Origin of the sequence: Pseudomonas sp. P20 (assembly GCF_016463925.1) — a bacterium.
Lineage (GTDB): Bacteria > Pseudomonadota > Gammaproteobacteria > Pseudomonadales > Pseudomonadaceae > Pseudomonas > Pseudomonas aeruginosa.
On record NZ_JAEMVM010000023.1, the window covers coordinates 21,268 to 47,195 of the forward strand.

General features: G+C 68.9%; 22 protein-coding genes. 16 read left to right on the plus strand and 6 right to left on the minus strand.

The features are described 5' to 3' along the window. From gcvP to gcvT, 4 genes are all read left to right on the plus strand, one after another. Positions 1 to 2,880, plus strand: coding sequence for an aminomethyl-transferring glycine dehydrogenase (gene gcvP / locus JHD77_RS24065; protein ID WP_003160368.1), 2,880 nt, complete (start codon positions 1 to 3; stop codon positions 2,878 to 2,880). Between the two features lie 142 nt (positions 2,881 to 3,022). Further along, positions 3,023 to 4,279, plus strand: a complete 1,257-nt coding sequence (gene glyA, locus JHD77_RS24070) for a serine hydroxymethyltransferase (RefSeq protein ID WP_034022559.1) — start codon at positions 3,023 to 3,025, stop codon at positions 4,277 to 4,279. Between the two features lie 47 nt (positions 4,280 to 4,326). After that, positions 4,327 to 5,703: an L-serine ammonia-lyase gene (locus tag JHD77_RS24075; protein WP_003113084.1), complete on the plus strand. Its 1,377-nt coding sequence runs from the start codon at positions 4,327 to 4,329 to the stop codon at positions 5,701 to 5,703. 93 nt (positions 5,704 to 5,796) lie between these two features. After that, positions 5,797 to 6,918, plus strand: a complete 1,122-nt coding sequence (gene gcvT / locus JHD77_RS24080) for a glycine cleavage system aminomethyltransferase GcvT (protein WP_003122380.1) — start codon at positions 5,797 to 5,799, stop codon at positions 6,916 to 6,918. A 45-nt stretch (positions 6,919 to 6,963) separates the two neighbouring features. Here gcvT and JHD77_RS24085 read toward each other — a convergent pair whose 3' ends face one another. Together JHD77_RS24085 and JHD77_RS24090 are read right to left on the minus strand one after the other, a co-directional pair. Beyond that, complete coding sequence (locus JHD77_RS24085) at positions 6,964 to 7,839, minus strand: hypothetical protein (RefSeq protein WP_003136336.1); 876 nt, start codon at positions 7,837 to 7,839, stop codon at positions 6,964 to 6,966. After that, positions 7,836 to 8,798 (minus strand): polysaccharide deacetylase family protein, encoded by a 963-nt coding sequence (locus tag JHD77_RS24090; protein ID WP_191519439.1) that lies wholly within the window; start codon positions 8,796 to 8,798, stop codon positions 7,836 to 7,838. The genes JHD77_RS24085 and JHD77_RS24090 overlap by 4 nt, the downstream gene beginning before the upstream one ends. A gap of 688 nt (positions 8,799 to 9,486) precedes the next feature. Between JHD77_RS24090 and hflK the strand changes: the two genes are divergently transcribed. The 6 genes from hflK (at position 9,487) to JHD77_RS24120 (ending at position 16,687) form a co-directional block, all read left to right on the plus strand. Further along, a complete protein-coding gene (gene hflK / locus JHD77_RS24095; protein ID WP_023088349.1) occupies positions 9,487 to 11,487 on the plus strand; it encodes a protease modulator HflK in 2,001 nt (666 codons plus the stop codon). An 11-nt stretch (positions 11,488 to 11,498) separates the two neighbouring features. After that, positions 11,499 to 12,506: a protease modulator HflC gene (hflC, locus tag JHD77_RS24100; RefSeq protein ID WP_031690510.1), complete on the plus strand. Its 1,008-nt coding sequence runs from the start codon at positions 11,499 to 11,501 to the stop codon at positions 12,504 to 12,506. After that, on the plus strand, positions 12,503 to 13,543 hold the full coding sequence (locus tag JHD77_RS24105; RefSeq protein WP_010793040.1) for an SPFH domain-containing protein: 1,041 nt from the start codon (positions 12,503 to 12,505) through the stop codon (positions 13,541 to 13,543). The genes hflC and JHD77_RS24105 overlap by 4 nt, the downstream gene beginning before the upstream one ends. Positions 13,544 to 13,696: 153 nt before the next feature. After that, a complete protein-coding gene (locus JHD77_RS24110; RefSeq protein ID WP_023130649.1) occupies positions 13,697 to 14,131 on the plus strand; it encodes a hypothetical protein in 435 nt (144 codons plus the stop codon). Positions 14,132 to 14,159: 28 nt separating this feature from the next. Further along, a complete protein-coding gene (locus JHD77_RS24115; protein ID WP_003113075.1) occupies positions 14,160 to 16,145 on the plus strand; it encodes a cation-translocating P-type ATPase in 1,986 nt (661 codons plus the stop codon). Then, positions 16,142 to 16,687, plus strand: coding sequence for a DUF4946 domain-containing protein (locus tag JHD77_RS24120; RefSeq protein WP_033876800.1), 546 nt, complete (start codon positions 16,142 to 16,144; stop codon positions 16,685 to 16,687). The genes JHD77_RS24115 and JHD77_RS24120 overlap by 4 nt, the downstream gene beginning before the upstream one ends. A 135-nt stretch (positions 16,688 to 16,822) precedes the next feature. On the opposite strand, the gene JHD77_RS24125 is transcribed toward JHD77_RS24120, so the two are convergent. Together JHD77_RS24125 and JHD77_RS24130 are read right to left on the minus strand one after the other, a co-directional pair. Further along, complete coding sequence (locus JHD77_RS24125; RefSeq protein ID WP_003102968.1) at positions 16,823 to 17,092, minus strand: hypothetical protein; 270 nt, start codon at positions 17,090 to 17,092, stop codon at positions 16,823 to 16,825. 114 nt (positions 17,093 to 17,206) lie between these two features. Next, positions 17,207 to 18,121: a LysR family transcriptional regulator gene (locus JHD77_RS24130; RefSeq protein ID WP_003089677.1), complete on the minus strand. Its 915-nt coding sequence runs from the start codon at positions 18,119 to 18,121 to the stop codon at positions 17,207 to 17,209. Positions 18,122 to 18,521: 400 nt separating this feature from the next. Between JHD77_RS24130 and JHD77_RS24135 the strand changes: the two genes are divergently transcribed. From JHD77_RS24135 to JHD77_RS24145, 3 genes are read left to right on the plus strand one after another with little or no spacing between them, the layout of a single operon-like run. Further along, the gene (locus JHD77_RS24135; protein WP_031756286.1) at positions 18,522 to 20,696 is read left to right on the plus strand and encodes an FUSC family protein; all 2,175 of its coding nucleotides are present in this window, start codon (positions 18,522 to 18,524) and stop codon (positions 20,694 to 20,696) included. Next, entirely contained in the window at positions 20,686 to 20,895 is a 210-nt protein-coding gene (locus tag JHD77_RS24140; protein ID WP_003116901.1) for a DUF1656 domain-containing protein, read from the plus strand. Before JHD77_RS24135 ends, JHD77_RS24140 begins: the two co-directional genes overlap by 11 nt. After that, entirely contained in the window at positions 20,892 to 21,896 is a 1,005-nt protein-coding gene (locus tag JHD77_RS24145) for an HlyD family efflux transporter periplasmic adaptor subunit (protein ID WP_003116902.1), read from the plus strand. The genes JHD77_RS24140 and JHD77_RS24145 overlap by 4 nt, the downstream gene beginning before the upstream one ends. Positions 21,897 to 21,932: 36 nt before the next feature. On the opposite strand, the gene JHD77_RS24150 is transcribed toward JHD77_RS24145, so the two are convergent. Then, complete coding sequence (locus JHD77_RS24150; RefSeq protein ID WP_003113070.1) at positions 21,933 to 22,178, minus strand: hypothetical protein; 246 nt, start codon at positions 22,176 to 22,178, stop codon at positions 21,933 to 21,935. 261 nt (positions 22,179 to 22,439) lie between these two features. Here JHD77_RS24150 and ppk2 point away from each other — a divergent pair, with 261 nt between their 5' ends. Together ppk2 and JHD77_RS24160 are read left to right on the plus strand one after the other, a co-directional pair. Continuing rightward, on the plus strand, positions 22,440 to 23,354 hold the full coding sequence (ppk2, locus tag JHD77_RS24155; protein WP_003089666.1) for a polyphosphate kinase 2: 915 nt from the start codon (positions 22,440 to 22,442) through the stop codon (positions 23,352 to 23,354). 86 nt (positions 23,355 to 23,440) lie between these two features. Further along, entirely contained in the window at positions 23,441 to 23,908 is a 468-nt protein-coding gene (locus JHD77_RS24160; RefSeq protein ID WP_031756288.1) for a hypothetical protein, read from the plus strand. 16 nt (positions 23,909 to 23,924) lie between these two features. On the opposite strand, the gene pvdS is transcribed toward JHD77_RS24160, so the two are convergent. Next, the gene (pvdS, locus tag JHD77_RS24165; RefSeq protein ID WP_003113068.1) at positions 23,925 to 24,488 is read right to left on the minus strand and encodes a pyoverdine signaling pathway sigma factor PvdS; all 564 of its coding nucleotides are present in this window, start codon (positions 24,486 to 24,488) and stop codon (positions 23,925 to 23,927) included. A 643-nt stretch (positions 24,489 to 25,131) separates the two neighbouring features. On the opposite strand from pvdS, the gene pvdG reads away from it, so the two are divergent. After that, positions 25,132 to 25,896 (plus strand): pyoverdine biosynthesis thioesterase PvdG, encoded by a 765-nt coding sequence (gene pvdG / locus JHD77_RS24170; protein WP_003102981.1) that lies wholly within the window; start codon positions 25,132 to 25,134, stop codon positions 25,894 to 25,896. Positions 25,897 to 25,928: the final 32 nt, after the last annotated feature.

Here is a 25,928-nt window from a genome sequence, read left to right on the forward strand (position 1 = left end):
ATGACCGATAACCTGAACCTCGGCGCCATCGACCTGGGCACCGACGACGAATTCATCGCCCGCCATATCGGCCCGCGTGCCGCCGACACCCAGGCCATGCTCCAGCGCCTGGGCTACGACTCGCTGGACGCGCTGATCGGCAACGTGATCCCCGACAGCATCAAGGGCAGCAGCGTGCTCGACCTGCCGGCCGGCATGGGCGAGGCCGAGGCGCTGGCCAGCCTGAAGGCGATCGCCGCGCGCAATCGCGCGTTGCGTTCCTTCATCGGCCAGGGCTACTACAACTGCCACACCCCGGCACCGATCCTGCGCAACCTCCTGGAGAACCCGGCCTGGTACACCGCCTACACGCCGTACCAGCCGGAAATCTCCCAGGGCCGCCTGGAGGCGCTGCTGAACTTCCAGACCCTGGTCAGCGACCTGTCCGGCCTGCCGATCGCCAACGCCTCGATGCTCGACGAGGCGACCGCCGCCGCCGAGGCCATGACCTTCTGCAAGCGTCTGTCGAAGAACCGCACCAGCCAGGCATTCTTCGCCTCCCGCCATTGCCACCCGCAGACCCTCGACGTGCTGCGCACCCGTGCCGAGCCGCTGGGCATCGAGGTGGTGGTCGGCGACGAGAGCGCCATCGAAGACTTCTCCGCCTACTTCGGCGCGTTGCTGCAATACCCCACCTGCGACGGCGAGATCGTCGACTATCGCGAACTGGTCAGCCGCTTCCATGCGGTCGATGCGCTGGTCGCGGTGGCCGCCGACCTGCTGGCGCTGACCCTGCTGACCCCGCCGGGCGAGTTCGGCGCCGACGTGGCCATCGGCAGCGCCCAGCGCTTCGGCGTGCCGCTCGGCTTCGGCGGGCCGCACGCGGCCTATTTCGCCACCCGCGACGCCTTCAAGCGGGACATGCCGGGACGCCTGGTCGGCGTCTCCATCGACCGCCACGGCAAGCCGGCCTACCGCCTGGCCATGCAGACCCGCGAGCAGCACATCCGCCGCGAGAAGGCCACCAGCAACATCTGCACCGCCCAGGTGCTGCTGGCCAACATCGCCAGCATGTTCGCCGTCTACCACGGCCCGCAGGGCCTGCTGCGCATCGCCCGGCGCACCCACCGGCTGACCGCGATCCTCGCCGCCGGCCTGGAGCGCCTGGGCGTGGCCGTCGAGCAGAAGCATTTCTTCGACACCCTTAGCCTGGCCACCGGCGCGCGTACCGCGGCGATCCATGCCAAGGCCCGCGCCGCCGGGATCAACCTGCGCGAGATCGATGCCGGCCGTCTCGGCCTGTCGCTCGACGAGACCGTCCGCCAGGCCGACGTGGAGACCCTCTGGGGCTTGCTGGCCGAAGAGGGCCAGGCGCTCCCGGACTTCGCCGCCCTTGCCGCCAGCAGCGGGGACCGCCTGCCAGTCGAGCTGCTGCGCCAGTCGGCGATCCTCAGCCACCCGATCTTCAACCGCCATCACTCGGAAACCGAGCTGATGCGCTACCTGCGCAAGCTGGCGGACAAGGACCTGGCGCTGGACCGCACGATGATCCCGCTGGGCTCCTGCACCATGAAGCTGAACGCCGCCAGCGAGATGATCCCGGTGACCTGGGCCGAATTCGGCAACCTGCACCCGTTCGCCCCGGCCGAGCAGAGCGAAGGCTACCGCCAGCTCACCGACGAACTGGAGGCGATGCTCTGTTCCGCCACCGGCTACGACGCCGTGTCGTTGCAGCCCAACGCCGGCTCCCAGGGTGAGTACGCCGGCCTGCTGGCGATCCGTGCCTACCACCAGAGCCGCGGCGACAGCCAGCGCGACATCTGTCTGATCCCGTCCTCCGCCCACGGTACCAACCCGGCTACCGCCAGCATGGTCGGCATGCGCGTGGTGGTGGTGGCCTGCGACGCGCGCGGCAACGTCGACGTCGAGGACCTGCGCAACAAGGCCAGCGAGCACAAGGAACGCCTGGCCGCGCTGATGATCACCTATCCGTCCACCCACGGCGTGTTCGAGGAAGCGATCCGCGAGATCTGCGCCATCGTCCACGACTGCGGCGGCCAGGTGTACATCGACGGCGCCAACATGAACGCCATGGTCGGCCTGTGCGCCCCGGGCAAGTTCGGTGGCGACGTTTCCCACCTGAACCTGCACAAGACCTTCTGCATCCCCCACGGCGGCGGCGGCCCGGGCGTCGGCCCGATCGGCGTGCGCGCGCACCTGGCGCCGTTCCTCCCCGGCCACGCTCGCGGCGAGCGCAAGGAAGGCGCGGTGAGCGCGGCGCCGTACGGCAGCGCGAGCATCCTGCCGATCACCTGGATGTACATCCGCATGATGGGCGGCGAAGGCCTCAAGCGCGCCTCGGAAATGGCCATCCTCAATGCCAACTACATCGCCCATCGCCTGGAGGAGCACTACCCGGTGCTCTACGCCGGCGGCAACGGCCTGGTCGCCCACGAATGCATCCTCGACCTGCGTCCGCTCAAGGACAGCAGCGGGATCAGCGTCGACGACGTGGCCAAGCGCCTGATGGACTTCGGCTTCCATGCGCCGACCATGTCCTTCCCGGTGGCCGGCACGCTGATGATCGAGCCCACCGAGAGCGAGTCGAAGGCCGAGCTGGATCGTTTCTGCGACGCGATGATCCGCATCCGCGAGGAAATCCGCGCGGTGGAACGCGGCGAGCTGGACAAGGAAGACAACCCGCTGAAGAACGCGCCGCACACCGCCGCCGAACTGCTCGGCGAATGGAACCACGCCTACAGCCGCGAGCAGGCCGCCTATCCGCTGGCCAGCCTGGTGGAGGCCAAGTACTGGCCGCCGGTGGGCCGCGTCGACAACGTCTACGGCGACCGCAACCTGACCTGCTCCTGCCCGCCGATCGAGGCGTACAGCGAGGAGTGACGGACGAGGAGGGCGCCGCCAGCGGCGGCGTCCTTCCGTTTCCGGCGATACCCCTTTCCCGGCGCCGCGCTTGCGTAGCGGCGCCGCGGCCACGCTCGCGCCAGCGAGCGTCCTGACACCGACACGACAAGAGGCCAGCGCCATGTTCAGCAAGCACGACCAGCTCCAGGGCTACGACGACGAACTGCTCGCCGCGATGGACGCCGAAGACCGGCGGCAGGAAGACCACATCGAACTGATCGCCTCGGAGAACTACGCCAGCAAGCGGGTCATGCAGGCGCAGGGCAGCGGCCTGACCAACAAGTATGCCGAGGGCTATCCGGGCAAGCGCTACTACGGCGGCTGCGAACACGTCGACAAGGTCGAGCGGCTGGCCATCGACCGCGCCAGGCAACTGTTCGGCGCCGACTACGCCAACGTCCAGCCGCATTCCGGTTCCTCGGCCAACGCCGCGGTGTACCTGGCGCTGCTCAACGCCGGCGACACCATCCTCGGCATGAGCCTGGCCCACGGCGGCCATCTCACCCACGGCGCCAAGGTGTCCTCCTCCGGCAAGCTGTACAACGCCGTGCAGTACGGCCTGGACACCGCTACCGGGCTGATCGACTACGACGAAGTCGAGCGCCTGGCCGTGGAGCATAAGCCGAAGATGATCGTCGCCGGCTTCTCCGCCTACTCCAAGACCCTCGACTTCCCGCGCTTCCGCGCCATCGCCGACAAGGTCGGCGCGCTGCTGTTCGTCGACATGGCCCACGTCGCCGGGCTGGTCGCCGCCGGCCTCTACCCGAATCCGATCCCCTTCGCCGACGTGGTCACCACCACCACCCACAAGACCCTGCGCGGCCCGCGCGGCGGCCTGATCCTGGCGCGCGCCAACGAGGAGATCGAGAAGAAGCTCAACTCCGCGGTATTCCCCGGCGCCCAGGGCGGCCCGCTGATGCACGTGATCGCGGCCAAGGCGGTGTGCTTCAAGGAAGCGCTGGAGCCGGGCTTCAAGGACTACCAGGCGCAGGTGATCCGCAACGCCAAGGCGATGGCCGAGGTGTTCATCGGGCGCAGCTACGACGTGGTTTCCGGCGGCACCGACAACCACCTGATGCTGATCAGCCTGGTGAAGCAGGGGCTGACCGGCAAGGCCGCCGACGCGGCGCTCGGAGCGGCGCACATCACGGTGAACAAGAACGCCGTGCCGAACGATCCGCAGAGCCCGTTCGTCACCTCCGGCATCCGCATCGGCACCCCAGCGGTGACCACTCGCGGTTTCCGCGAGGGCGAGTGCCGCGAACTGGCCGGCTGGATCTGCGACATCCTCGACGATATCGACAATCCCGAGGTCGGCGAACGGGTCAGGGGCCAGGTCGGCGAATTCTGCCGGCACTTCCCGGTCTACGCTGATTGAACAGGAGCGCCGCCATGGTGGCGGCCAATCCGCAAGCGGAGACGAGCATGTCCCTGAGTGTCTTCGATCTGTTCAAGATCGGCATCGGGCCGTCCAGCTCCCACACCGTGGGGCCGATGCGTGCCGCCGCGCGCTTTGCCGAGGGGCTGAGGCGCGAGGGGTTGCTGGAGGCCACTGCCAGCATCAAGGTCGAGCTGTACGGCTCGCTCGGCGCCACCGGCAAGGGCCACGGCAGCGACAAGGCGGTACTGCTCGGCCTGGAGGGCGAGCAGCCGGACACGGTGGATACCGCCGCGATTCCCGCTCGGCTCGATGCCATCCGTTCCAGCGGCGAGCTGCGCCTGCTCGGCGAGCGGCCGATCCGCTTCGTCGAGAAGGAACACCTTGCGCTGATCCGCAAGCCGCTGGCCTACCATCCCAACGGCATGATCTTCCGTGCCTTCGACGCTGCCGGCCTGCAGGTCCGCAGCCGCGAGTACTACTCGGTGGGCGGCGGTTTCGTGGTCGACGACGAGGCCGCCGGCCTCGACCGCATCGTCGAGGACCGCACGCCGCTGGCGTTCCCCTTCAAGACCGCGCGGCAACTGCTCGACCATTGCGCCCGCGAAGGCCTGTCGATCAGCCAGTTGATGGCCGAGAACGAGAAGGCCTGGCGCCCCGCCGAGGAAACCCGCACCGGCCTGCTGCGTATCTGGCAGGTGATGCAGGACTGCGTCGAGGCCGGCTGCCGCAACGAGGGCATCATGCCCGGCGGGCTGAAGGTCAGGCGCCGTGCGGCGGCGCTCCACCGCCAGTTGTGCCAGCGGCCGGAGGCCGGCCTGCGCGATGCCCTCAGCGTGCTCGACTGGGTCAACCTCTACGCCCTGGCGGTGAACGAGGAGAACGCCAGCGGCGGCCGCGTGGTGACTGCGCCGACCAACGGCGCGGCGGGGATCATTCCGGCGGTGCTGCATTACTACGCGCGCTTCATCCCCGGGGCCGACGACGACGGCGTGGTGCGCTTCCTGCTCACCGCGGCGGCGATCGGCATCCTCTACAAGGAAAACGCCTCGATCTCCGGCGCCGAGGTCGGTTGCCAGGGCGAGGTCGGCGTGGCCTGCTCGATGGCTGCCGGGGCGCTCTGCGAAGTGCTCGGCGGTAGCGTGCAGCAGGTCGAGAACGCCGCCGAAATCGGCATGGAGCACAACCTCGGGCTGACCTGCGACCCGGTCGGCGGGCTGGTCCAGGTGCCCTGCATCGAACGCAACGCGATGGCTTCGGTGAAGGCGATCAATGCGGCGCGCATGGCTCTGCGCGGCGACGGCCAGCATTTCATCTCTCTCGACAAGGTCATCCGTACCATGCGCCAGACCGGCGCCGACATGAAAAGCAAATACAAGGAAACCGCGCGCGGCGGCCTCGCCGTGAACATCATCGAATGCTGAACCGCGCCGCTGCGCCGGCGCTTCTTTTTTCTTTCCCGACAATCGATCGCGGCTCTCCGGCAGACAGGAGGCCGGGATGCCATGGAGTGAAACATGACCGCAGAAACCCTCGCCAAGACGCCCCTGCACGCCCTGCACCTGGAACTGGGGGCGAAGATGGTGCCCTTCGCCGGCTATGACATGCCGGTGCAGTACCCGGCCGGGGTGCTCAAGGAGCACCTGCACACCCGCGAGCAGGCCGGTCTGTTCGACGTTTCGCACATGGGCCAGATCCGCCTGGTGGGCGCCGATGCGGCGCTGGCCCTGGAAAGCCTGGTGCCGGTGGACATCCTCGACCTGCCGGTGGGCCAGCAGCGCTACGCGTTGTTCACCGACGAGCAGGGCGGGATCCTCGACGACCTGATGGTGGCCAACCTCGGCGATTGCCTGCTGCTGGTGGTCAACGCCGCCTGCAAGCACCAGGACCTGGCGCACCTGCGTCGTCACCTGGAAGACCGTTGCAGCGTCGAGCCGCTGTTCGAGGAGCGTGCCTTGCTCGCCCTCCAGGGACCGGCGGCGGTGCGGGTGCTGGAGCGCCTGGCGCCGCAGGTGGCGCAGATGACCTTCATGCAGTTCGCCCGCGTCGAGCTGCTCGGCCAGGACTGCTACGTCAGCCGCTCCGGCTATACCGGTGAAGACGGCTACGAGATATCCGTGCCCGCCGCCCATGCCGAGGCCCTGGCGCGGCGCCTGCTGGCCGAGCCGGAAGTGGCGCCGATCGGCCTCGGCGCGCGCGACTCGCTGCGCCTGGAAGCCGGCCTGTGCCTCTACGGCCACGACATGGACAGCGCCACCACGCCGGTCGAAGCCAGCCTCGGCTGGGCCATTTCCAAGGCGCGCCGCGCCGACGGCGTGCGCGCCGGCGGCTTCCCCGGCGCCGAGCGGATCTTTGCCCAGCAGGCGCAGGGCGTTGCCAGCAAGCGCGTCGGTTTCCTGCCGCAGGGGCGGATGCCGGTGCGCGAGGGCGCCGAGATCGTCGATGCCCAGGGGCGGGCGATCGGCAAGGTCAGCAGCGGCGGTTTCGGTCCGAGTCTCAACGCGCCGCTGGCCATGGGCTACGTGCCGAGCGAGCTGGCCGGCCTGGGCAGCGAGGTGACGGCGATGGTGCGCGGCAAGCCGGTGACCCTGGTGGTCAGCAAGATGCCCTTCGTGGCGCAGCGCTACTACCGCGGTTGAGCACTGGCCCTCTCTCGCCTCGGCGGGAGAGGGCGGCGACCGGCCTCACGGGTGTTTCGGCCGCTGCCGTTGCAGGCCCAGCTTCTTGGCCCGGTGGAATACCGCCGCGCGGGTCTTGCCGGTCTGCTGCGCGCACCATAGCGAACCGCGCTGCTGGTAGTGCTGGCGCAGCAGGTCTTCCTCGGACTTGCTCCAGATCGCATTGTTGCGGTCGCGCTGGCTGTGCGGGGAAAGCTCCTCGGCCTTGCTGGCGACACTCTGGTAGCTCCGGCCGAGCATGTAGGCGCACCAGGCCAGGCTGCGCTTGCTGCCGTGGCGGCGGATGAACTCGACCTCTTCGCTGGACCAGGCGGCCGGTGCCTTCGGCGGCGCCTTGCGGTCCAGCGAGCGGGCGAGGGCGGCGCGGGCGCGCGCCACCGCCTGGTCGCCGGGATTGTTGCGGCGGGTCACGCCGAGGGCGCGGCGCCAGCGTCCCACCAGGCTCGGACTGAAACCCCACCAGAACTGCACCGACTCGGCGCATTCGGTACGTACCGCGCGCAGCAGGTCGCCGCAGAGAATCGGCGAAGGGCGGCCGCTGCGCTTGCGCGTCGGCCAGCGGAACAGGCCGTCGGTGAAGCCGCCGACTTCCACGGCGCCTTCCAGTTCGTCGACCAGCCAGTCACCGGGGATCACCAGTGGGCTGGTGTAGGGCGCGCCGAGCAGCAGGTGGTTGATGGTAGCGACAGAGGTAGGGGTGTCTGCAGTCATGGGACGATCCTTGCTGATACCGGGCCAGCTGGGCTGGCCATATCCCTGAGAGCGGCGTCGCTGCGGCGTGGCGGGCGACGGCGCGTTCGCTTCCCGTGGTTCGGGCGGTCTTCCGGCGGAGGGCGACTGCCTGTCGCGCCTCCTTGGGAACGGGTTGGAGGCCGTGCTCATGGACGGGCTCCACGATAGATTCGCCAGGCCAGCCGGCCGGGACGGGCGGCGATCGCCGCGCCCACCTCGATGCGCGGCAGGTCCAGCGGGTCGCAACGGGTATCCACCAGGCCATTGCGCGCGCCGAAGGCGAAGCGGTAGCCAAGCCGACCGAGGGCGGCGCGCAGGCCGGGTTGCGCGGCGGGTGTGGTGCTAGCTTGGCAGAACACCGGCAGGGGGGCGGCGCAATGCTGCTGGAGCTGGCGGTGGGCGCGGCCGAGACAGTCCTCGGCGCAAAGGCCTGCCGATGGGTGCGGCTCCTGTCCGCGCAGGCCGAAGCGAAGCAGGCCGCTGTTTTCCAGGCGGCGGACCCGCTCCCAGTCGCCAGCGCTGTACGGTGCGGGAACCGGGCAGGCCGCGTGCAAGGCCTGCTGCGAGGCCGGGTCGAGGCGTTCCAGCTTGCGCAGGAGGAGGTCGAGGTTGCGGCTGCGACGCTGGTCGTCGCCGGTGCGTTCGAACACCGCCATGAGTGCCGCGCCGCTGTAACCCTCCAGCAGTTCCAGCAAGGGTCCGGCGGCAGTCGCATCGGCCTGCCAGAGCGTCTCGGCCACCGCTTCGCGCCAACTGCGCGGGTCACCGCCGATGAAGGCGCTCGCCGGCATTTCGTAGCGTTCCAGCAGCGGATAGACCAGCTCGGCCAGTTCCGCAGGGTTGCCGTCGACGCTCAGGGCGATCCGCAGGCAGGCTGGAGCGGGGCCTTCGAGCAGGTGTTCCAGGGGCACGCAGAGGAAGTGCCGCTGTAGCCACAGCAGCAGGGTCTCCAGGCCCTGGCGGTCGAGGCAGCGCCCTTGCCGGTGCGGCAGGGCCGCGCGCCGGCGATCCGCGACTACCCGTCCCAGGCGCAGCACGATGCCGTTCTGGCGCAGCCGGCGCTGGCCTACGGAGGAGTTCAGGAACGTCATCCCGATCAGGCTTCGCATGGCATTCCCCGGCTCATCGACGATCCGTCACCGGCGATGGTTCCGCGTGCGCGGCAGGGCTTTCGCCAGCCTGTCCGGACGCTGCGCCGTGAACTCCGGCCCCGGCGGTCGATTCGGTCATGGGCGAGCCTCCTGGGTAATCCGCACAAACGTTTGCTGCGGCCACGCCAACGCGTGGCTCGAACCGGGGCTTGGCGGGGACCCGGCGGGTGTTCGGTAAGGACTGCATGGCACCGGATAACGCTGCAAAGGATCGATGTGATTCTTTTTTGACGCTACCACAGTCGATAGTCGAATTATTGACGCTTTGCCGCTGTTATAAAACCGTCAGGCTATGCGAAAAGTCCTGCTGGCTACGCGTGGAGGCCCGGAGCGGCGTGCCTTTGAGGGGGAAGCGGGGGAGCCGGCAGGCCTATGCGGATTGGTTATAAGAAATCCGTTTCGAATGAAAATTGCCGACGAATGGTCGTTTGCGCGGATGTCCGGTGGTTTTTCCCGACTGCTTAGAACCTTTCGGTTGGTCGGGGGCTTGCCAAGTGGGCTGCCCCCAGTCTTTCGTCTTCCAGTCAAGAGCCTGGGGATGCAGACTGTTTTTCAAATCATGACAACTTCTTAACGCGCATTGTTATAAAGTTGCGGGCGTTTGCGCCGGCCTGGCCGGTACCTTCGAGTTTTGCCTGGAGTGAAGATGAGAGTCGACCTGGACGCCGAGGGCGTCGCCGCCGAATCGCTGCCGCGTTTCCAGCAGGCGCCCCGGCAGTTGCGCCAGCTGTGGCGATGGGCAGCGGCCAGCGTCGCCTTGGCCGCCGCCTGCGCCGTGCTGGGGTTCTTCATCGGCCTGTTCGCCGCCGACTCGCTCTGGCCGCCGCTGCTGTACAACCTCGGCGCGGCCTGGCTGGTCCTGTTCGCCGGTCTGCACGCGGCCTACCGGGTCGCGGCCTGGCGTTGCGTGGTCCTCGGCGCGGAGGCCAGCGCGCGGCCTGCCTGGCTGCGCTGGCAGCGGGACGAACCCGACGCCACCGCCGACAGCGCCTATGAACGGCTGCTGGAGCGCCTGGGCCAGGCCATCGCCCACGGCCTGGCCCAGCTCGGGCACGCTGCGCTGTGGCTGGCGGCGAGCGCGGCGCTGGCGTTGTGCCTGGTAGCCGCCGGCTGGCGTCTCGACCTGCCGCCGGCCAGTTCCGGGCAAGCGGCCGACCTCGCCATCGGGATCTGCCTGCTGCTGGCCTTCGCGGTGCTGGTGCTGGAACGTCGCCTCGCCAGCCAAGGGCCGGTGCAGTGGCCGGAAGCCCCGGTCCTCGGGCAACTGGCGCGGGCGTTGATCGGTACCCTGGTGCTGGCCGCCCTCTGTCTGTTCCTGGCTCGCCAGGGACACCCCTGGGCCCCGCGCCTGGCGGTACTGCTCGGCCTGTTGCCGGCGGCGCTGGCGCTGGAGTTGCTGGGCAGGGCGATCCTGGCGATGTTCGCGCCGCAGCGTGCCGGCCTCGAACCGCGCCTGGTCGCCACCAGCCTGCTGGCCGACCTGTTGCGCTGGCCGCCGCGTCCCCTGCAGGGTCTGCAGCATGAGTTGCACCAGCGCTTCGGCATCGACCTGCGCCAGGTCTGGGCCTTCGGTTTCATGCGGCGGGCGTTCCTGCCGGTGCTGGCGGTGGTGTCGCTGAGCGGCTGGCTGCTCAGCGGCGTACGCGAGATCGGCATGGATGCACGGGGTGTCTACGAGCGCTTCGGCAAGCCGGTCGCGGTGCTCGGCCCCGGCCTGCACCTGGGGCTACCCTGGCCGCTGGGGCGGGTGTTGGCGGTGGAGAACGGGGTGGTCCACGAGTTGGCCACCAGCGTCGCCGCCGGCGACGGCGGAGCCGAGCCGCTCGCGCCCGCCGAAGGTCCGGCCCCGGATAGCGCCAACCGCTTGTGGGACGCCTCCCACGTCAGCGAGAAATCGCAGGTCATCGCCAGCCTGGCCGACCATCGGCAGAGCTTCCAGATCGTCAACATGGACGTGCGCATCGTCTACCGCATCGCTCTCGACGACGCATCGGCGCTGGCGGCGACCTACCGCAGCGCCGACGTGCCGACGCTGGTGCGCAGCACCGCCAGCCGCGTACTGGTGCATGCCTTCGCCTCGCGGACCCTCGACGAGGTCCTCGGCGAGCAGCGTGCGGGCCTGGCCGAGCAGATCGGCCAGGCCGTGCAGGCCGATCTCGATCGCCTCGGCAGCGGCGTCGAGGTACTGGGCGCGGCGGTCGAGGCGATCCATCCGCCGGCCGGTGCGGCGAATGCCTACCACGCGGTGCAGGCCGCGCAGATCACCGCCCAGGCGCTGATCGCCCGCGAGCGCGGGCAGGCCGCCGCGCAACGCAACGAGGCGCAACTACAGGCCAGCGTGGCGCACGACCGGGCCAGCGCGCAGGCCCGCGAGACCCTGGCCGCCGCGCAGGCCGCCGACCGGCGCTTCGCCGCCGAGCGGGAAGGCTATGCCGACGCCGGCCAGGCTTTCCTGCTGGAGGCCTACTACCGCCAACTCGGACGCGGCCTGGGCAAGGCCAACCTGCTGCTCATCGACCACCGCATCGCCGGCGCCGGCGCGCCGACCATCGACCTGCGCAGCTTCGGCCTCGGCCGCCTGGATTCCCCGTCTTCGTCCCGTCCGTCCGCCGCTCCGGCGTCCGCGGCCGGGCAATCCGCACCATGAGGAGAGCGCTCTTGAGCCTCGGTCACTCCCACTCGCACAGCCACCACGAGCATCATCACGATCACGGCCATGGCGCACAGGCCGCGCCGCCCTGGCGCCGGCTGCTGGTCGCCGCGCTGCTGGTGCTGTTCGCCGTCGCCGCCGCTTGCCTGGTGCAGGTGCGTTCCGGCGAGGCGATGGTCATCACCCGTTTCGGCAACCCGGCGCGGGTCCTGCTCGAACCGGGTCTGGCCTGGCGCCTGCCGTTGCCGTTCGAGAGTGCGATCCCGGTCGACCTGCGCCTGCGCACCACCTCCAGCGGCCTGCAGGACGTCGGTACCCGCGATGGCCTGCGGATCATCGTCCAGGCCTACGTGGCCTGGCAGGTCCAGGGCGACGCCGACAACGTGCAGCGCTTCATGCGCGCGGTGCGCAACCAGCCGGACGAGGCTGCCCGGCAGTTGCGCACCTTCGTCGGCTCGGCGCTGGAAACCACCGCCAGCGCCTATGACCTGGCCGACCTGGTGAATACCGAGGCGTCGCGGGTGCGTATCGGCGACTTCGAAGCGCGCCTGCGCGAACAGATCGACCATCAGTTGCTGGCGACCTACGGGGTCAAGGTGGTGCAGGTCGGCATCGAGCGCCTGACCCTGCCCAAGGTGACCCTCGGCGCCACCGTCGACCGCATGCGCGCCGAGCGCGAGACCATCGCCACCGAGCGTACCGCCGAGGGCCGTCGCCAGGCCGCGGAGATCCGTTCGGCGGCGGAGCGCGACGCCCGGGTGATCCAGGCCGAGGCTTCGGTGAAAGCCGCGGAGATCGAGGCCCAGGCACGGGTCGAGGCGGCGCGCATCTACGGCAAGGCCTACGCCGGTTCGCCGCAGCTATACAACCTGCTGCGCTCGCTGGACACCCTCGGCACCATCGTCAACGGCGATACCCGGCTGGTCTTGCGCACCGATGCCGCACCGTTCCGCGTGCTGGTCGACGGGCCGCCGGCGCTCCCCGCCGAAGCGCCGGCCAACGGGCGCCGGCCATGAGCGGCGAAGCGCACGAGGGGCTGCGCAGCCCCTGGCTGCAGGCCGGACGCCTGGCGTTCCTCGCACTGTTCGGCGTGACCCTCCTGGCGGCGCTGGCCTGGGCGTTTTCCAACGTCCGCCAGATCGGCCCGGAGAACCGCGCCGTAGTGCTGCGCCTGGGCGCGCTGGAGCGCCTGGCCGGTCCCGGCCTGCTGCTGGCCTGGCCGCAGCCGCTGGAGCAGGTGGTGCTGCTGCCGTCCGCCGAACAGGTGATCGAACGCCGCGTCGAGGGCCTGCTGCGTTCCGAGCAGGCGCGTCGCGCCGATCTCGACGTCAGCCTGTCCAGCGACGCGCTGGCCGGCTCCGGCTACCTGCTGACCGGCGACGCCGGGGTGGTGCAACTGGACGTGCGGGTGTTCTACAAGGTCGACGACCCGTACGCCTACGTCCTCCAGGGCGCCCACGTGCTGCCGGCGCTGGACCGGCTGGTGGCGCGCAACGCCGTGCAGGTCTGCGCCGCGCGCGACCTGGACACCATCCTGGTGGCGCGCCCGGAGTTGCTCGGCAACGACAGCGCGGTCGCCGAGCGCCGCGAACGCCTGCGCGGCGACCTGGTGCAGGGCATCAACCACAGCCTGGCGGCGTTGGCCGCGGCCGGCAGCGGGCTGGGCATCCAGGTGGTGCGGGTCGACGTGCAGTCGAGCCTGCCGCGCAATGCGGTAAGCGCCTTCAACGCGGTGCTGACCGCCAGCCAACTGGCCGAGCAGAACGTCGCCAAGGCGCGCACCGAGGCGGAGAAACTCACCCAGGCCGCCACCGAGGGGGCCGACCGCACCCTGCAGCTCGCCCGCGCCGAGGCCGGCGAACGGCTGGCCCAGGCGCGCCGCGACACCGCCAGCATCGTTGGCCTGGCCCCGGCGCTGGGCGCGACCGATGCCGGCCTGCTCTGGCGCCTGTACCGCGAACGGGTGCCGGCGATCCTCGGCAAGGCCGGTTCGGTCGGCAGCGTCGATCCGCGCGACGATGGCCGCCTGATTCTGCAAGGTGGGCAGCCATGAGCCGCTGCCCGACGGTGCCCTTCGCGGGCTGTGAAACAATGGACGGACAAGCGAACGTGAAACGGCTACCCTGCGTCGGCATCAACCTTCGGTACGCGCTTCCGCCAGCGGAACGCGGCGCCGAGTCGAACAACCAGGCGAACGGGACGGGCAATGACGGCAGGCGGTATTCCATTCACGGGCAACGGTGTGCGGCTATCACCCGGCAGGGCCCTGCTGTGCGGGCTGGCGCTGTTGCTGTGCGGCGGCGAGGCGCTGGCGCGGCAGTTGCCGAGCGACATGCTGGTGGGCTTCGTGGCCAGCGCGCAGTACCCGGTCATCACCCTGAAGAAGCCCAAGCAGAGCCTGCTGCGCAGCGTGCTCACCCTGGGGCTGGGGAAGAAGACCGTCAGCTATTCGGTGGCGCCATCGGTGCGCATCCGCACGGCGCAGAACCTGTTCATCGTCTATGGCCGCATGCCCCAGCTCAAGGGCAGTTTCGTCGGCCTGAAGAGCGACAACAACGGGCAGGTCAAGCAGATCTGGGAGCTCACCGAGAAGGAAGCCCTGGACTACGTACGCCGGCCGGACGCGCGCTTCCCGCAATAGCCGCCGCGGCTCGCCCCGGGAGGTGCGCATGAGCGAGCCGACCGCCCACGGCAGCCATGGCGGCTGCGCGCATCACCATCATCACCTGCCGTTCGGCGGCGGCCTGCTCAGCCGCGACGAGCAGCGCCGCGCCGCGCGCCAGCTGAGCCTGGCGATGCTCGCCCTCGGCCTGTTGCTGCTCGGCCTGGCCTGGCGCTGGCTGGCGGCGGACCAGGCCGGGGTCAGCCAGATCCTGCTCGGCGTCGCGTCGCTGCTGGTGGCGCTTCCGGTGGCCCGCTCGGCCTGGGACAGCCTGCGGCATCCGAGCCTGCACGGCGTCACCGACCAGTTGATCGCGCTGGCCATGCTCGGCGCCTGGGCCAGCGGCGACCTGCTGACCGCCGCGCTGCTGCCGATCATCATGATCTTCGGCCACGTGCTGGAGGAGCGCAGCGTGATCGGCTCCCAGGAGGCCATCGCCGCCCTCGGCGAGCTGACCCGCAGCCATGCCCGGCGGATCGAGGCCGACGGCAGCCTGAGTGAGGTGGACAACGCCAGCCTGCGGCCGGGCGACCAGGTGGAAGTGCGCGCCGGCGACCGGGTTCCGGCCGACGGGCGGGTCCTGCAGGGCCAGGCCAGTCTCGACACCGCGCCGATCACCGGCGAGTCGGTGCCGCTCGAGGTGGCGCCGGGGATGGAGGTCTACGGCGGCGCGATCAACCTCGACGGCCTGCTGCGCATCGAGATAACCCGTACCGGCGAGGCCTCGACCCTGGGCAAGGTGATCGGCCTGATGCAGCAGGCCGAGCGCGCCAAGCCGCCGATCACCCGCCTGCTGGAGCGCTACGCCGGGCAGTACATGTTGCTGGTGTTGCTGATCGCCGCGGTCACCTGGTTCGTCACCAACGATGCCCAGGCCATGCTCGCCGTGCTGGTCGCCGCCTGTCCCTGCGCCCTGGTGCTGTCCGCCCCGGCCACGGCTATCGCCGGGATCGCCGTGGCCGCCCGTCATGGCATCCTGATCCGCAGCTCGGCCTTCCTCGAGGAACTGGCGGACCTGACTTCGTTGGTGGTCGACAAGACCGGCACCCTGACCCATGGCAGCCTGCGCCTGCAGGCGCTGCGCCTGGCCGATGCCGCCGAGGAGGCGTCGGTGCTGCGCCTGGCCGCCAGCCTCGGTGCCGCCAGCAGCCATCCGGTGAGCCGAGCGCTGGCAGCCCTGGCGGCGCACGATGCCTATCATCCATTGAGCGATATCCGCGAACGCCAGGGGTTCGGCGTGGTCGCACGAACAGCGGCGGGCGAAGCCGCCCTCGGCCGGCCCGAACTGTTCCAGCAACTGGGCATCGACGCCAGCGAGGTGCCGGAGCATGAGGGACCGATCGCCGGAATCGCCCTGGACGGGCGCTTCCTCGGCTGGCTGCTGCTGGCCGACAGCGTACGCGCGGAGGCCGCCGAGGCCCTGGCCGATCTGCGCGAACTGGGTCTGGGCCGGCAACTGTTGCTGACCGGCGATCGCCGGGCGGTGGCCGACGCCGTGGCCAAGCAGGTGGGGATTCGCCAACTGGTGGCGCAGGCGTTGCCGGAGGACAAGTTGCGCCAGGTCGGCGCGGAGATCGGCAGCGGTTTCCGGCCGATGGTGGTCGGCGACGGCATCAACGATTCGCTGGCGCTGAAGGCCGGTGTGGTCGGGGTGGCAATGGGTGCCGGCGGCGCCGACATCGCCCTGGCCTCGGCGGATATCGTGCTGATCGGCAGCGACCTGCGCCGGCTCGGCACCTGCGTGCGGCTCAGCCGGCAATGCCGGCGGACCCTGCAGGTCAACGTGGCGATCGGCCTCGGCTGGACCCTGGCGATCGTCGCCGCGGCAGCCTTTGGCCTGCTCGGCGCGGCCGGGGCGATGGTCGCGGCGCTGCTGCACAACCTCAGCACCTTGCTGGTGCTGGGCAATGCCGGACGCCTGCTGCGTTTCGAGGAGCCCCTCGGGCAGCCCCGGCCGGCCGTGGAGGGACGCGAAGAGGAGGGTACACCGTGAGGCAGGCGCAAACGCGACGCAACGGCTGGCGCTGGCTGGCCCTGGCGGTCGGCACGCTGTCCGCGCTGAGCCTGGCCGAGGCGTCGATGGCGCGCTGGCCGGCGGGCTGGCAGGTCAGCGACCTGCCCGCCGCGCAGCCCGGCCAGGCCGGCGCCGGCCAGCGCCAGCGCGCGGTCAAGTTGCAGGCAGACGGCTCCCAGGTACTGGTGATGGAGGTAACGCGGATGCCCCTGCAGAGCGGGCAGGCAGTGAACCTGGAGAAAGTCCTCGGGCATATGCGCAAGCTGGTGCAGATCGAGTTCCTGCGCAACGGCCTGCAGACCGCCTGCACCTCGCCGCAACCGTCCACCACCGGCGGGCTGGCGGCGCTGGAGACCACCTGCACCATTCGCCAGCGCGGCGCCGTGGTGATGAAGCAGACCTTGCTCGCCGCGGCCGGCAAGACCTCGGCCTATTCGCTGTCCTATGCCGGCCTGGCCGAGGCCTACGACGCCAGCCAGGCAGAAATCCGTGCGGTGCGGGAAAGCCTGCGCTTCGAATGAGCGAAATCGGACGCGGTCGGGGCGGGGGCTGGAGTGTCGGCGGATAACGCCTGCGGCGCTATTCGCCCTGCGGAGGGTCGCATTGGGGTAGGGCGGATAACCGCTTGCGGTTATCCGCCTTGCGTCTGTCGCGGATCATTTCTTGCCGGTGTTCTGCAGGATCTGCAGGGCCTGGGTGGTGGCGGTGATGCAGCCCTTGGTGTCGCCGCTGGCCTGGTCCTGCCTGGCCTTGGCCTGGAGTTCCTTGACCTCGGTGACCCGCGCACCGGTGACCGAGGTCTTGCCGCGCACGGCGAGGATATCGTCCAGCTTCTGCAGGTTGGCGCCGCACAGGTCGGTGCTTTCGGCGGCTTGGGCGGTGCCGCCGAGCAGGGCGGCGGCGATGAGCAGGGTACGCACGATCATGGCAGTTCTCCTTTGTGGGCCGGGTGGCCGGACGGGGGAGAGACGACAGGCTCCTGGGAGTCTTCTCCGCATGCCCAGTATCTGACCGGAGCCTCGCGGGAATGGTTCGGTCGCTCAGCCGTTGCCCCAGGGCGGGATCGACAGCGCCTGCTGGAGATGCTGGATGAACGCCTTGACCTTCGGCGACATCGCCGCCGCCCGCGAATACATCGCGTAGATCACGTCGTCGAGTGGGCGCAGGCCGGGCGCGGCGTCCACCAGGCGGCCGTTCTTGAGGTCCTCGGCGACGATGAACAGCGGCAGCAACGCCAGTCCCTGCCCGCGCAGGGCGGCGTCGCGCATGGCCTGGCCGTTGTTGCTGCTGAAGCGTCCGCGTGGCGAGACGGCACGGGGCTTGGCGCCGGGGAACGCCGGTTCGAAGGTCCAGACCTGGCTCGGCGTGGCGTTGTTGTAGCCCAGGCACTCGTGCTGCATCAGTTGTTCGAGGGTGTCCAGCGTGCCGTGGCGTTCCGCGTAGTCGGGGCTGCAGCAGACCACCCGCTGGCTGTTGGCCAGCGGCCGGGCGATCAGCGAACTGTCGTCCAGGCGGGTAACGCGGATGCTCAGGTCGTAGCCTTCCTTCTCGAAGTCGGTGAGGCGGTCGTCCATCTGCAGGACGATCTCCAGGCGCGGGTGCTGGCTCATGAAGTCGGCGATGATCGGCGACAGCCAGAGGGTGCCGAAGCTCATCGGGGTGACGATGCGCAATTCGCCGCACAGGTCGTTCTCGCGCAGGGCGACGATCTCCGCGGCGTTGTTGAGTTCCTGCAGCGAGGCCTTGGCGGCCTTGTAGAAGAAATGCCCGGCCTCGGTCGGCTCGACGTTGCGCGTGGTGCGATAGAGCAGGCGGACGCCGAGGCGTCGTTCGAGATCGCTGACGCGCTTGCTGATCACCGACTTGGACAGGCTCATGCGCTCGGCCGCCGACGTCACGCTGTTGAGTTCGGCGACGTTGAGGAAGGCTTCGATATCGTCGAAGCGCAGGCTCATCGGTGGGCCCACGATACAGTGGCAATCGCTCGACGCATTCTCGGCTCCTCCTGGTCGTTTTCCTTGGGCTTTCTATCCGCTTGATTCGCAAGCTAAATCGATCCAGCCCTGAGCAAGCTTACCCAATCGAAAGGCGCCGCAGCGTTCGTTCTCAGCGAAAACGGTTTTCGCCTGGACGCGCTACCGGGAAGGCCGCCGGGGCTTTTACCCTGTAGTCGCGACTCGTCGCTCCGTGGCCGACCGCACCTGCCCGCCCCCGTAGGCGGCCACGGATTTCCTTGCGCCTTCTAGACTGGAAGCCAACCCGCCGCATCAACCCCGAACGAGAAACCAGCATGTCGAGTCGCTTCATCGCCGCCTGGTCCGCGGCCAACCGTTGCCTGGAGGTGCGGGGCCGGGCATGGAAGGGCTGAAACTCTACGCCCGCTTGCTCTGGCGGCCGCCGCGGGAAACCCTGCTGTTCGCCCTGCGCACCGTCGCCGCCGGGCTGCTGACCCTCTACCTGGCCTTCCTCTTCGACCTGGAGCAGCCGAAGTGGGCGCTGATGACCGTGGTCATCGTCAGCCAGCCGCTGGCCGGGATGGCTCTCAAGCGCAGCTTCGCCCAGGTCGTCGGTACCTTCGCCGGCGCCGTGGTGGCGGTGCTGATCATGGCGCTGTTCGCCCAGCAACCGTTGCCGTTCTTCGTCGCCCTGGGACTCTGGCTGGCGCTCTGCACCGCCGGCGGCACCTTGCTGCGCTACACCGATTCGCACGCCTTCGTGCTCAGCGGCTTCACCGCGGTGATCGTCGCCGTGCTGTCGATTCCCGATCCGGAAAACACCTTCATGCTCGCCGTGGTGCGGGTCACCGAGACCCTGCTGGGCGTCGCCTGCGTGGCCCTGGTCAGCCTGCTCAGCGCGCGTCCGCAGGCGGTGGCGAAGGGCTACTTCGCCCAGGTCGATGGCCTGATCCGCAGTACCGCGCGGCACGCCGCGGCGGTGATCCGCGGCGATGAGGGCGACGAGTCGTTCAACCAGCGGCAGATGCAACTGGTCGCCAGCATCACCGCGCTGGACGGCCTGCGCCGGCACCTCTATTTCGACGCGCCGAACCTGCGCCGCGCCGATGGCCTGGTGCAGTTGCTGGGCAACCTGCTGGTGCTGATGGCCTCGCGGCTGTTGCTGCTGCGCCAGCATCGCCTGCTGGTGCGGGCGCACTGGGTCGGGCCGTTGCCGGCGGATATCCAGGCGCTGCTGGATCGTGCGCTGCGGGTGCTGGACGCGCTGGCCGAGCAGGGGCGGGCGGTACCCTCCGAGGTGCTGGAGGAGTTCCAGGCGGTGCGCCAGGCCTTCGATGCCGCGGCGACGCGCGCGGAGTCCTACGACGAGGCGCTGAGCCCGGTGCTGCGCCCGCAGGTGGCGATCCTGCGCTGGGAATACGCGCGGCTGTTCCAGCGCCTGGGCGAAGTGCTCGAACTCAACGATGCGATCCAGTCCGGCCGCCAGGCCAGCAGTTTCTACCGCCATGGCCAGGCGCAGGCGCTGCACCTGGACTGGGCGCTGGCCTCGATGAACGCCGTGCGCGCTTTCGTCGCCTTGTCCTGCGCCGCCTGGCTGTGGATCACCAGCGCCTGGAACGGCGCCCTCAGCAGCCTGCTGCTGGTCGGCGTGATGTGCTCGCTGATGGCGACCTTCCCGCGTCCGCTGCTGGCGGCGCAGAACTTCCTGCGCGGGCTGCTGCTGGCGATCCTGATCTCGGCGGCGCTGCTGTTCGTGCTGTTGCCGGCATCCGCCGACTTCGAGTGGCTGGCGCTGTGGATGGCGTTGCTGCTGTACGTGGTCGCGGTCGGCCTGAGCAGCCCGCTGAGCGCCGGGATCGCCATGGGCATCGGCCTGGAGACCCTGCTGATGGTGGCGCCGCAGAATATCGCGGTCTACTACAGCAACGCTTCGCAGTGGTTCGAGTTCGTCGGCGGCTTCCTCGCCGCGGCGGTCCTCGCCGTGCTGGTGTTCGCCCTGGTCTATCCGTTCCGCGCCGACCCGCGCCTGCGCCGGCTGCTCTACCTGTCGCGCCAGGACGTCGCGGAAATGTCGCGCTGCGAGGCCAGCGAGGCGCAGCGCTTCGCCTTCGAGACGCGGATGATCGATCGCCTGGCGGTGATGGTCGGCCTGCTGCCGGCGAGCCAGGAGCCGGCTGCGGCGGAACGTTTCCAGTGCGCCCTAGGCTGCGTGGTGATGGGCGTGGCGTTGAACCGCCTGCGCGAGCCGCTGCATGACGCCGGGGTGGTGCCGCTGGAGTTGCAGCCGCTGCTGGGCGAGGCGCTGCGCGAGGTCGCCGCCTACATAGCCGGCGGCGCGGACGCCCCGCGGCAGGACCTCGCCCTGGCCGCCCTGCGGCGTTTCGGCCGGGGCCTGGAGGCCTTGCTGGCGCAGCCGTCGAAGGACCTCGGGGCGACGCGGCAGCGCTTCATCATGAATGTCGCGGTACTGATCCTGCAGCAGTCGCTGCAACGCTATCGGACGCTGCTGGAGGAGGACCGCGGCGCACCGGCGGTCGTCGAAGAACCAGAAGAGGAGGGCGGACATGCCCGCTGATGTCGAGGTCGGGGGCGCCTACCTGCCGCCGATCGCCCAGGCGCTGCTGCTGGCCTGGCTGATCCTGCTGCTGCTCAACCCGCTGTTGCGGCGCTTCGGCGTGTTGCAGCGGGTCTGGCACGAAGCGCTGTTCCAGGGCGCGTTGTACTGCGCGATCTGCGCCGGTCTGATCCTGTGGATGGGAGAGATGTCCCGATGAACCTGTTGCAAGGCAAATGGCCGCGCCTGGCCACCCTGCTGGCGGTGCTGGTGGCGGCGGCGCTGGTGTTCCTCGCCTGGGAACGCTACACCCGCACGCCGTGGACCCGTGACGCGCGGGTCCGCGCCGATGTGGTGACGCTGTCGGCGGACGTTTCCGGGCTGATCACCCGGTTGCCGCTGAGCGACAACCAGCCCGTGGAGAAGGGCGAGCTGCTGCTCAGCATCGATCCGGCGCGCTATGAACTGGCGGTGCTGCGCGCCGAGCGCGCGGTGAACGTGGCGCGGGCGGCGCTGGGCGAGTCGCGCGCGGCGATCGAGGCCAGCCAGGCCCAGTTGCGCCAGCGCCGCAGCGAGGCGCAACGGCGCTCGGCATTGCAGAAGCGCTCGATGCTATCGGTGGAAGAGAACGAAAAGGCCCAGACCGACGTCAGCCTGGCCCAGGCCGAGTTGCTGAGGAACCAGGCCAGCCTCGGCCTGGCCCAGGCCAACGTGGAGCTTGCCGAAGCCGCCTTGCAGCAGGCCCGTCTCGATCTCGAACGTACCCAGGTGCGCGCCCCGGTCAGCGGCTACGTGACCAACCTGCAGACCCGCGAGGGCGACTACGCCCACGCCGGGGTGCCATTGCTGGCGCTGGTGGACCGCGATTCGTTCTATGTCAGCGGATACTTCGAGGAGACCAAGTTGCCGGGCATCCGCGTCGGCAGCCGGGCGCGGGTGGAACTGATGAGCGGCGAGCGCTTCGACGGGCGCGTGCAGAGCATCGCCCATGCCATCACCGACCGGGAGAATGCCGAGGGCTCGCGCCTGCTGGCGAACATCAACCCGAGCTATACCTGGGTCAAGCTGGCCCAGCGAATTCCGGTGCGCATCGCCATCGATCCCGCCTATCGCCAGCGCAACACCTTGCGCGCCGGCGTGACCGCGACCATCCGGGTGCTGCCCGCGGAGGACACCGCGAAAGTCGATTCCGCGGCGCCCGGGACTGCCTTGCGGCCTTGAGTCAGGCCGAACCGGTCAGTCTGTGCCGGTCATGGCTCAGGGTTGTTCGCGGACGATTTCCGCCAGGTGCAGGATCAATCGCTCGTCAGCCTGGTTGCCGCTCTGCTGGCGGAATTGCCTGGCCTCCTCGCGGGCGCGCTGGAAGGCCGCATCGACGCTGGCCTGGCCATGGCTGTCGCGAATCCACAGGTAGAGGCCCATGACCAGGCTCTGCAGGGTGGCCAGGTCGCTGCTCTGGGCATTCAGCGCATCGATGAGTTGCTGTTTGGAAAACGCTTGCATGGTCGATCTCCGATCAATGGCGCCGCAAGGGCGCGGTTCGCCCCGGCGGTCGCCGGGGTGCGCGGAGCATGTGGAAAGTGCGGAGAGGCTGGCCAGCTTAGGCCAAGTCATTCAAATGATTAGGGAATTTTCTGACTTTCAGTGACCTTTCGACTGTTTTCGACGGCGGGCGATCGCTACGTTTTCATCGAACCGTCACCAAACCGTCATGAAGACACGCCTAGCATTCGCGGTATTTCGGCATGACGTGGAGAGCAGCGCATGGACTCCTATGGCGATACCTCGGGCCGCATCGGTCGCGACTGGCTCGATCGACACGACGAAGAGCTGGAGCAGGAACTGCTCGACGACGAGCTGAACCTGGACGAGCTGTTCGGTCCCGAGCAGGAGGATGCGCCCGGCGAATTGAGTCGGCGCCGCTATTTCCGCGAACTGTTCCGCCTGCAACGGGAACTGGTGAAACTGCAGAACTGGGTGGTGCACACCGGGCACAAGGTGGTGATTCTCTTCGAGGGACGCGACGCGGCGGGCAAGGGCGGCGTGATCAAGCGCATCACCCAGCGCCTCAACCCTCGGGTCTGCCGGGTCGCCGCGCTGCCCGCGCCGAACGACCGCGAGCAGACCCAGTGGTATTTCCAGCGCTACGTCTCGCACCTGCCGGCCGGTGGCGAGATCGTCCTGTTCGACCGCAGCTGGTACAACCGTGCCGGGGTCGAGCGGGTCATGGGTTTCTGCAACGACGAACAATACGAGGAATTCTTCCGCAGCGTGCCGGAGTTCGAAAAGATGCTGGCGCGCTCGGGCATCCAGTTGCTCAAGTACTGGTTCTCCATCTCCGACGCCGAGCAGCACCTGCGTTTCCTCAGCCGTATCCACGATCCGCTCAAGCAGTGGAAGCTCAGTCCGATGGACCTGGAGTCGCGGCGGCGCTGGGAGGCCTACACCAAGGCCAAGGAAACCATGCTCGAACGCACCCACATCCCCGAGGCGCCCTGGTGGGTGGTACAGGCCGACGACAAGAAGCGCGCGCGGCTGAACTGCATCCACCACCTGTTGCAGCAGATGCCCTACCGGGAAGTTCCGCAGCCGCCGGTACACCTGCCGGAGCGCCTGCGCCACGCCGATTACGTCAGGCATCCGACGCCCGGCGAGATCATCGTGCCGGAAGTCTATTGATGGCCGTTCGGCCGGACGCCGGGCTGGACGGGTAAATTCGCGGCGGGATGCGACGTTACTCAGGCAAGCCCCACGAGTAGCCGGCCATGCTTCCGTCTCCAGCCTCCAGCCTGTCGTTTCCGTCGCCCCTCGAGCGCCGCGAGGCCGATCCATATGCCCGCTGCGACAGGCAGCGGCCTGCGTGCAACGAGTCGCACGAACCGGCGCAGGAGTGTCCTGAACCTGTCGCGACCTGCGCATTCATCGAGGAGGAGCGCCGGCGTGGCGATCCCACGGGCTTGCTTTACGCCCTTGGGCCGCGGGAGCGGGGAGAGCCGGAGCGGGTGGCGGAGTGGTTGGCGGCGCTGGTCCACCATTTCTACCTGGACGGTCCCGTTGAGCCGCCGAGGCCAACGCTGGGAAAGGCGCGCTGCGAAACCGCGCCGGGCCTTTGCCGCTGCTGCGGCCAACCCTTCGATTTTCGCCACAAGCGCGCGGCGCTGTTGCTGCTGGGAACCCATTTCGCCGCCAGGGCCGAGGCGCAGGCGGCGTCGGTGCGCCGCTACCGGCGCTGAGGAATGCTCGCCGCCGTCAGCGGCGGGCGCTGAGATGGGTGACGTTGTCGCCCTGGCGCTCGGCGGTGACCTTGCGGCAGTGCACCAGGGCGTCGCGGATCATGAAGTTGACCAGGGTCGGCGAGACGCCCAGTTCCTTGGCGATGTCCTTCTGTGGCACGCCGTGCAGGCGGTACATCTCGAAGGCGTAGCGGGTGCGCTTGGGCAGCTCGGTGAGGGCATCCGCGATGTGTTCGAGGGTCGCGTAGTTGATGTGCGAGGTTTCCGGCGAGGCGCCCTGGATCACCACGTTCAGGCCTTCTTCCTCCGGCCCCGAGTATTTCTGTTCGAGCGCCTGCTTGCGGTAGTGATCGATGGCCAGGTTGCGGACGATCTGGAACAGGTAGCTGAGCTGTGCCTTGAACGACGAAGTGATCTGCGGCGCCGACTGGAGCCTGAAGAACGCATCCTGGACCACATCTTCGGCTCGCGAGCGGCAACCGGTAATGCGGGCGGCGATCTTCACCAGGATCGTACGGTTATCGACGAATGCCTGGAGGAGCGGGGTATCGCATCTGCGGGTAGACAGTTGTTCCGACATGGAAATCACCTTGCTGCGGAGGGGGCTGCAGAGCACTGGCGGTGGGGTAAGACCCACACATGGCGCAACAAATTATGTTGAATGATAATGATTGTCAATTACGAAGAAATAACCAATCTCACCTTTATTCGTGAATGGTCCGCATGCTGGCAAATAGCCGCTGCGAATGATGGAGGGGAGAAATTCTTCGGCGTTTCAGAAGGATGGCCGCGCCAATGTTGCAGTCATGCGTCGCAGACGAAATTTTTTTAATAATCTTTAGGAATCAGCTAGTTAGAAATCGGTATTGACCGCCTCGCCGCTCCTGCCGGCGTTCCGCGCAAGAACTGCGCTAAGGCGCTGCGACAACCGTTCCCGGCTGCTCCATGGCGTACATCGCTATCGCCGATGCGGCGATAGCGCCGGGCACAACCCATCAGAATGGATAGGGGTTGGCGTCCTTTCGCGCAATGCTCCGCGGTTGCCCGGAGATTGCGGTTACATGCGCTAATTATTTGCCGTTGTTATCCGTTCCCCTCTGTGACAGCGCGGGCAGGTGCCCGGCGCCCCGGCGTGCGCAGCAGGAGACGGAAATGCCGATCGATCATGGGAAAGCGCTCTGCCCCGGACGAGGGCCACGACAGCGGCGCAAGGAGGTCGGCAGGTGAGCCCGGCCGTTTCCCTGCAATTGTTCTGCCTGCCTTATTCGGGGGCCAGCGCCACGCTGTTCCGCCGCTGGCAGCCCAGCCTGCCGGGCTGGATCCGCTTGTTGCCCCTGGAATTGCCGGGGCGCGGCCTTCGCTTCGGCGAGGCCCTGCATACCGATGCCGCCAGCCTGGTCGCGCAATTGGCCGGCGAGCTGCACGGCACCCTCGATAGCGCTTCTCCCTACGCCTTCTTCGGCCACAGCCTGGGCGGGCTGCTGGCCTTCGAACTGGCCCATGCCATGCGTCGGCGCGGCCTCGAAGGGCCGCTGGCGCTATTCCTCTCCGGCGTATCCCCGCCCGCCGAAAACGATGTCAGCGGCTACCGGCGCGCCAAGGCCGACGCCGAACTGGTCGCCGCGTTGCGCGACTACCGGGGTACTCCGGAGGCCGTCCTCAACGATCCGTCGCTGATGCAGATGCTGTTGCCAGTGGTGCGAGCGGACTTTCTCGTCACCGGCAGCTACCGCTACCAGGCGCATGGGCCGCTGGAAGCGGCGCTGCACCTGTTCGGCGGACGCGAGGACAGCCTGCGCAGCGCCGAGTTGCTCGGCTGGCTGCATGAGGCCGGGGGCGACTTCACCCTCGACCTGCTCGACGGGCAGCACTTTTTCATCCGTGAACAGCAGGGGCAGTTGCTGCGCCTGCTGCGTCGCTACGCCGGCCAGCATCTGCTGCGCTGGCACAAGGACAAGGTCCGGGGAAGCATGCGCGCCGCCAGTTGAGGGGCGGCCGCGACGACTGTTTCCGGGACTCA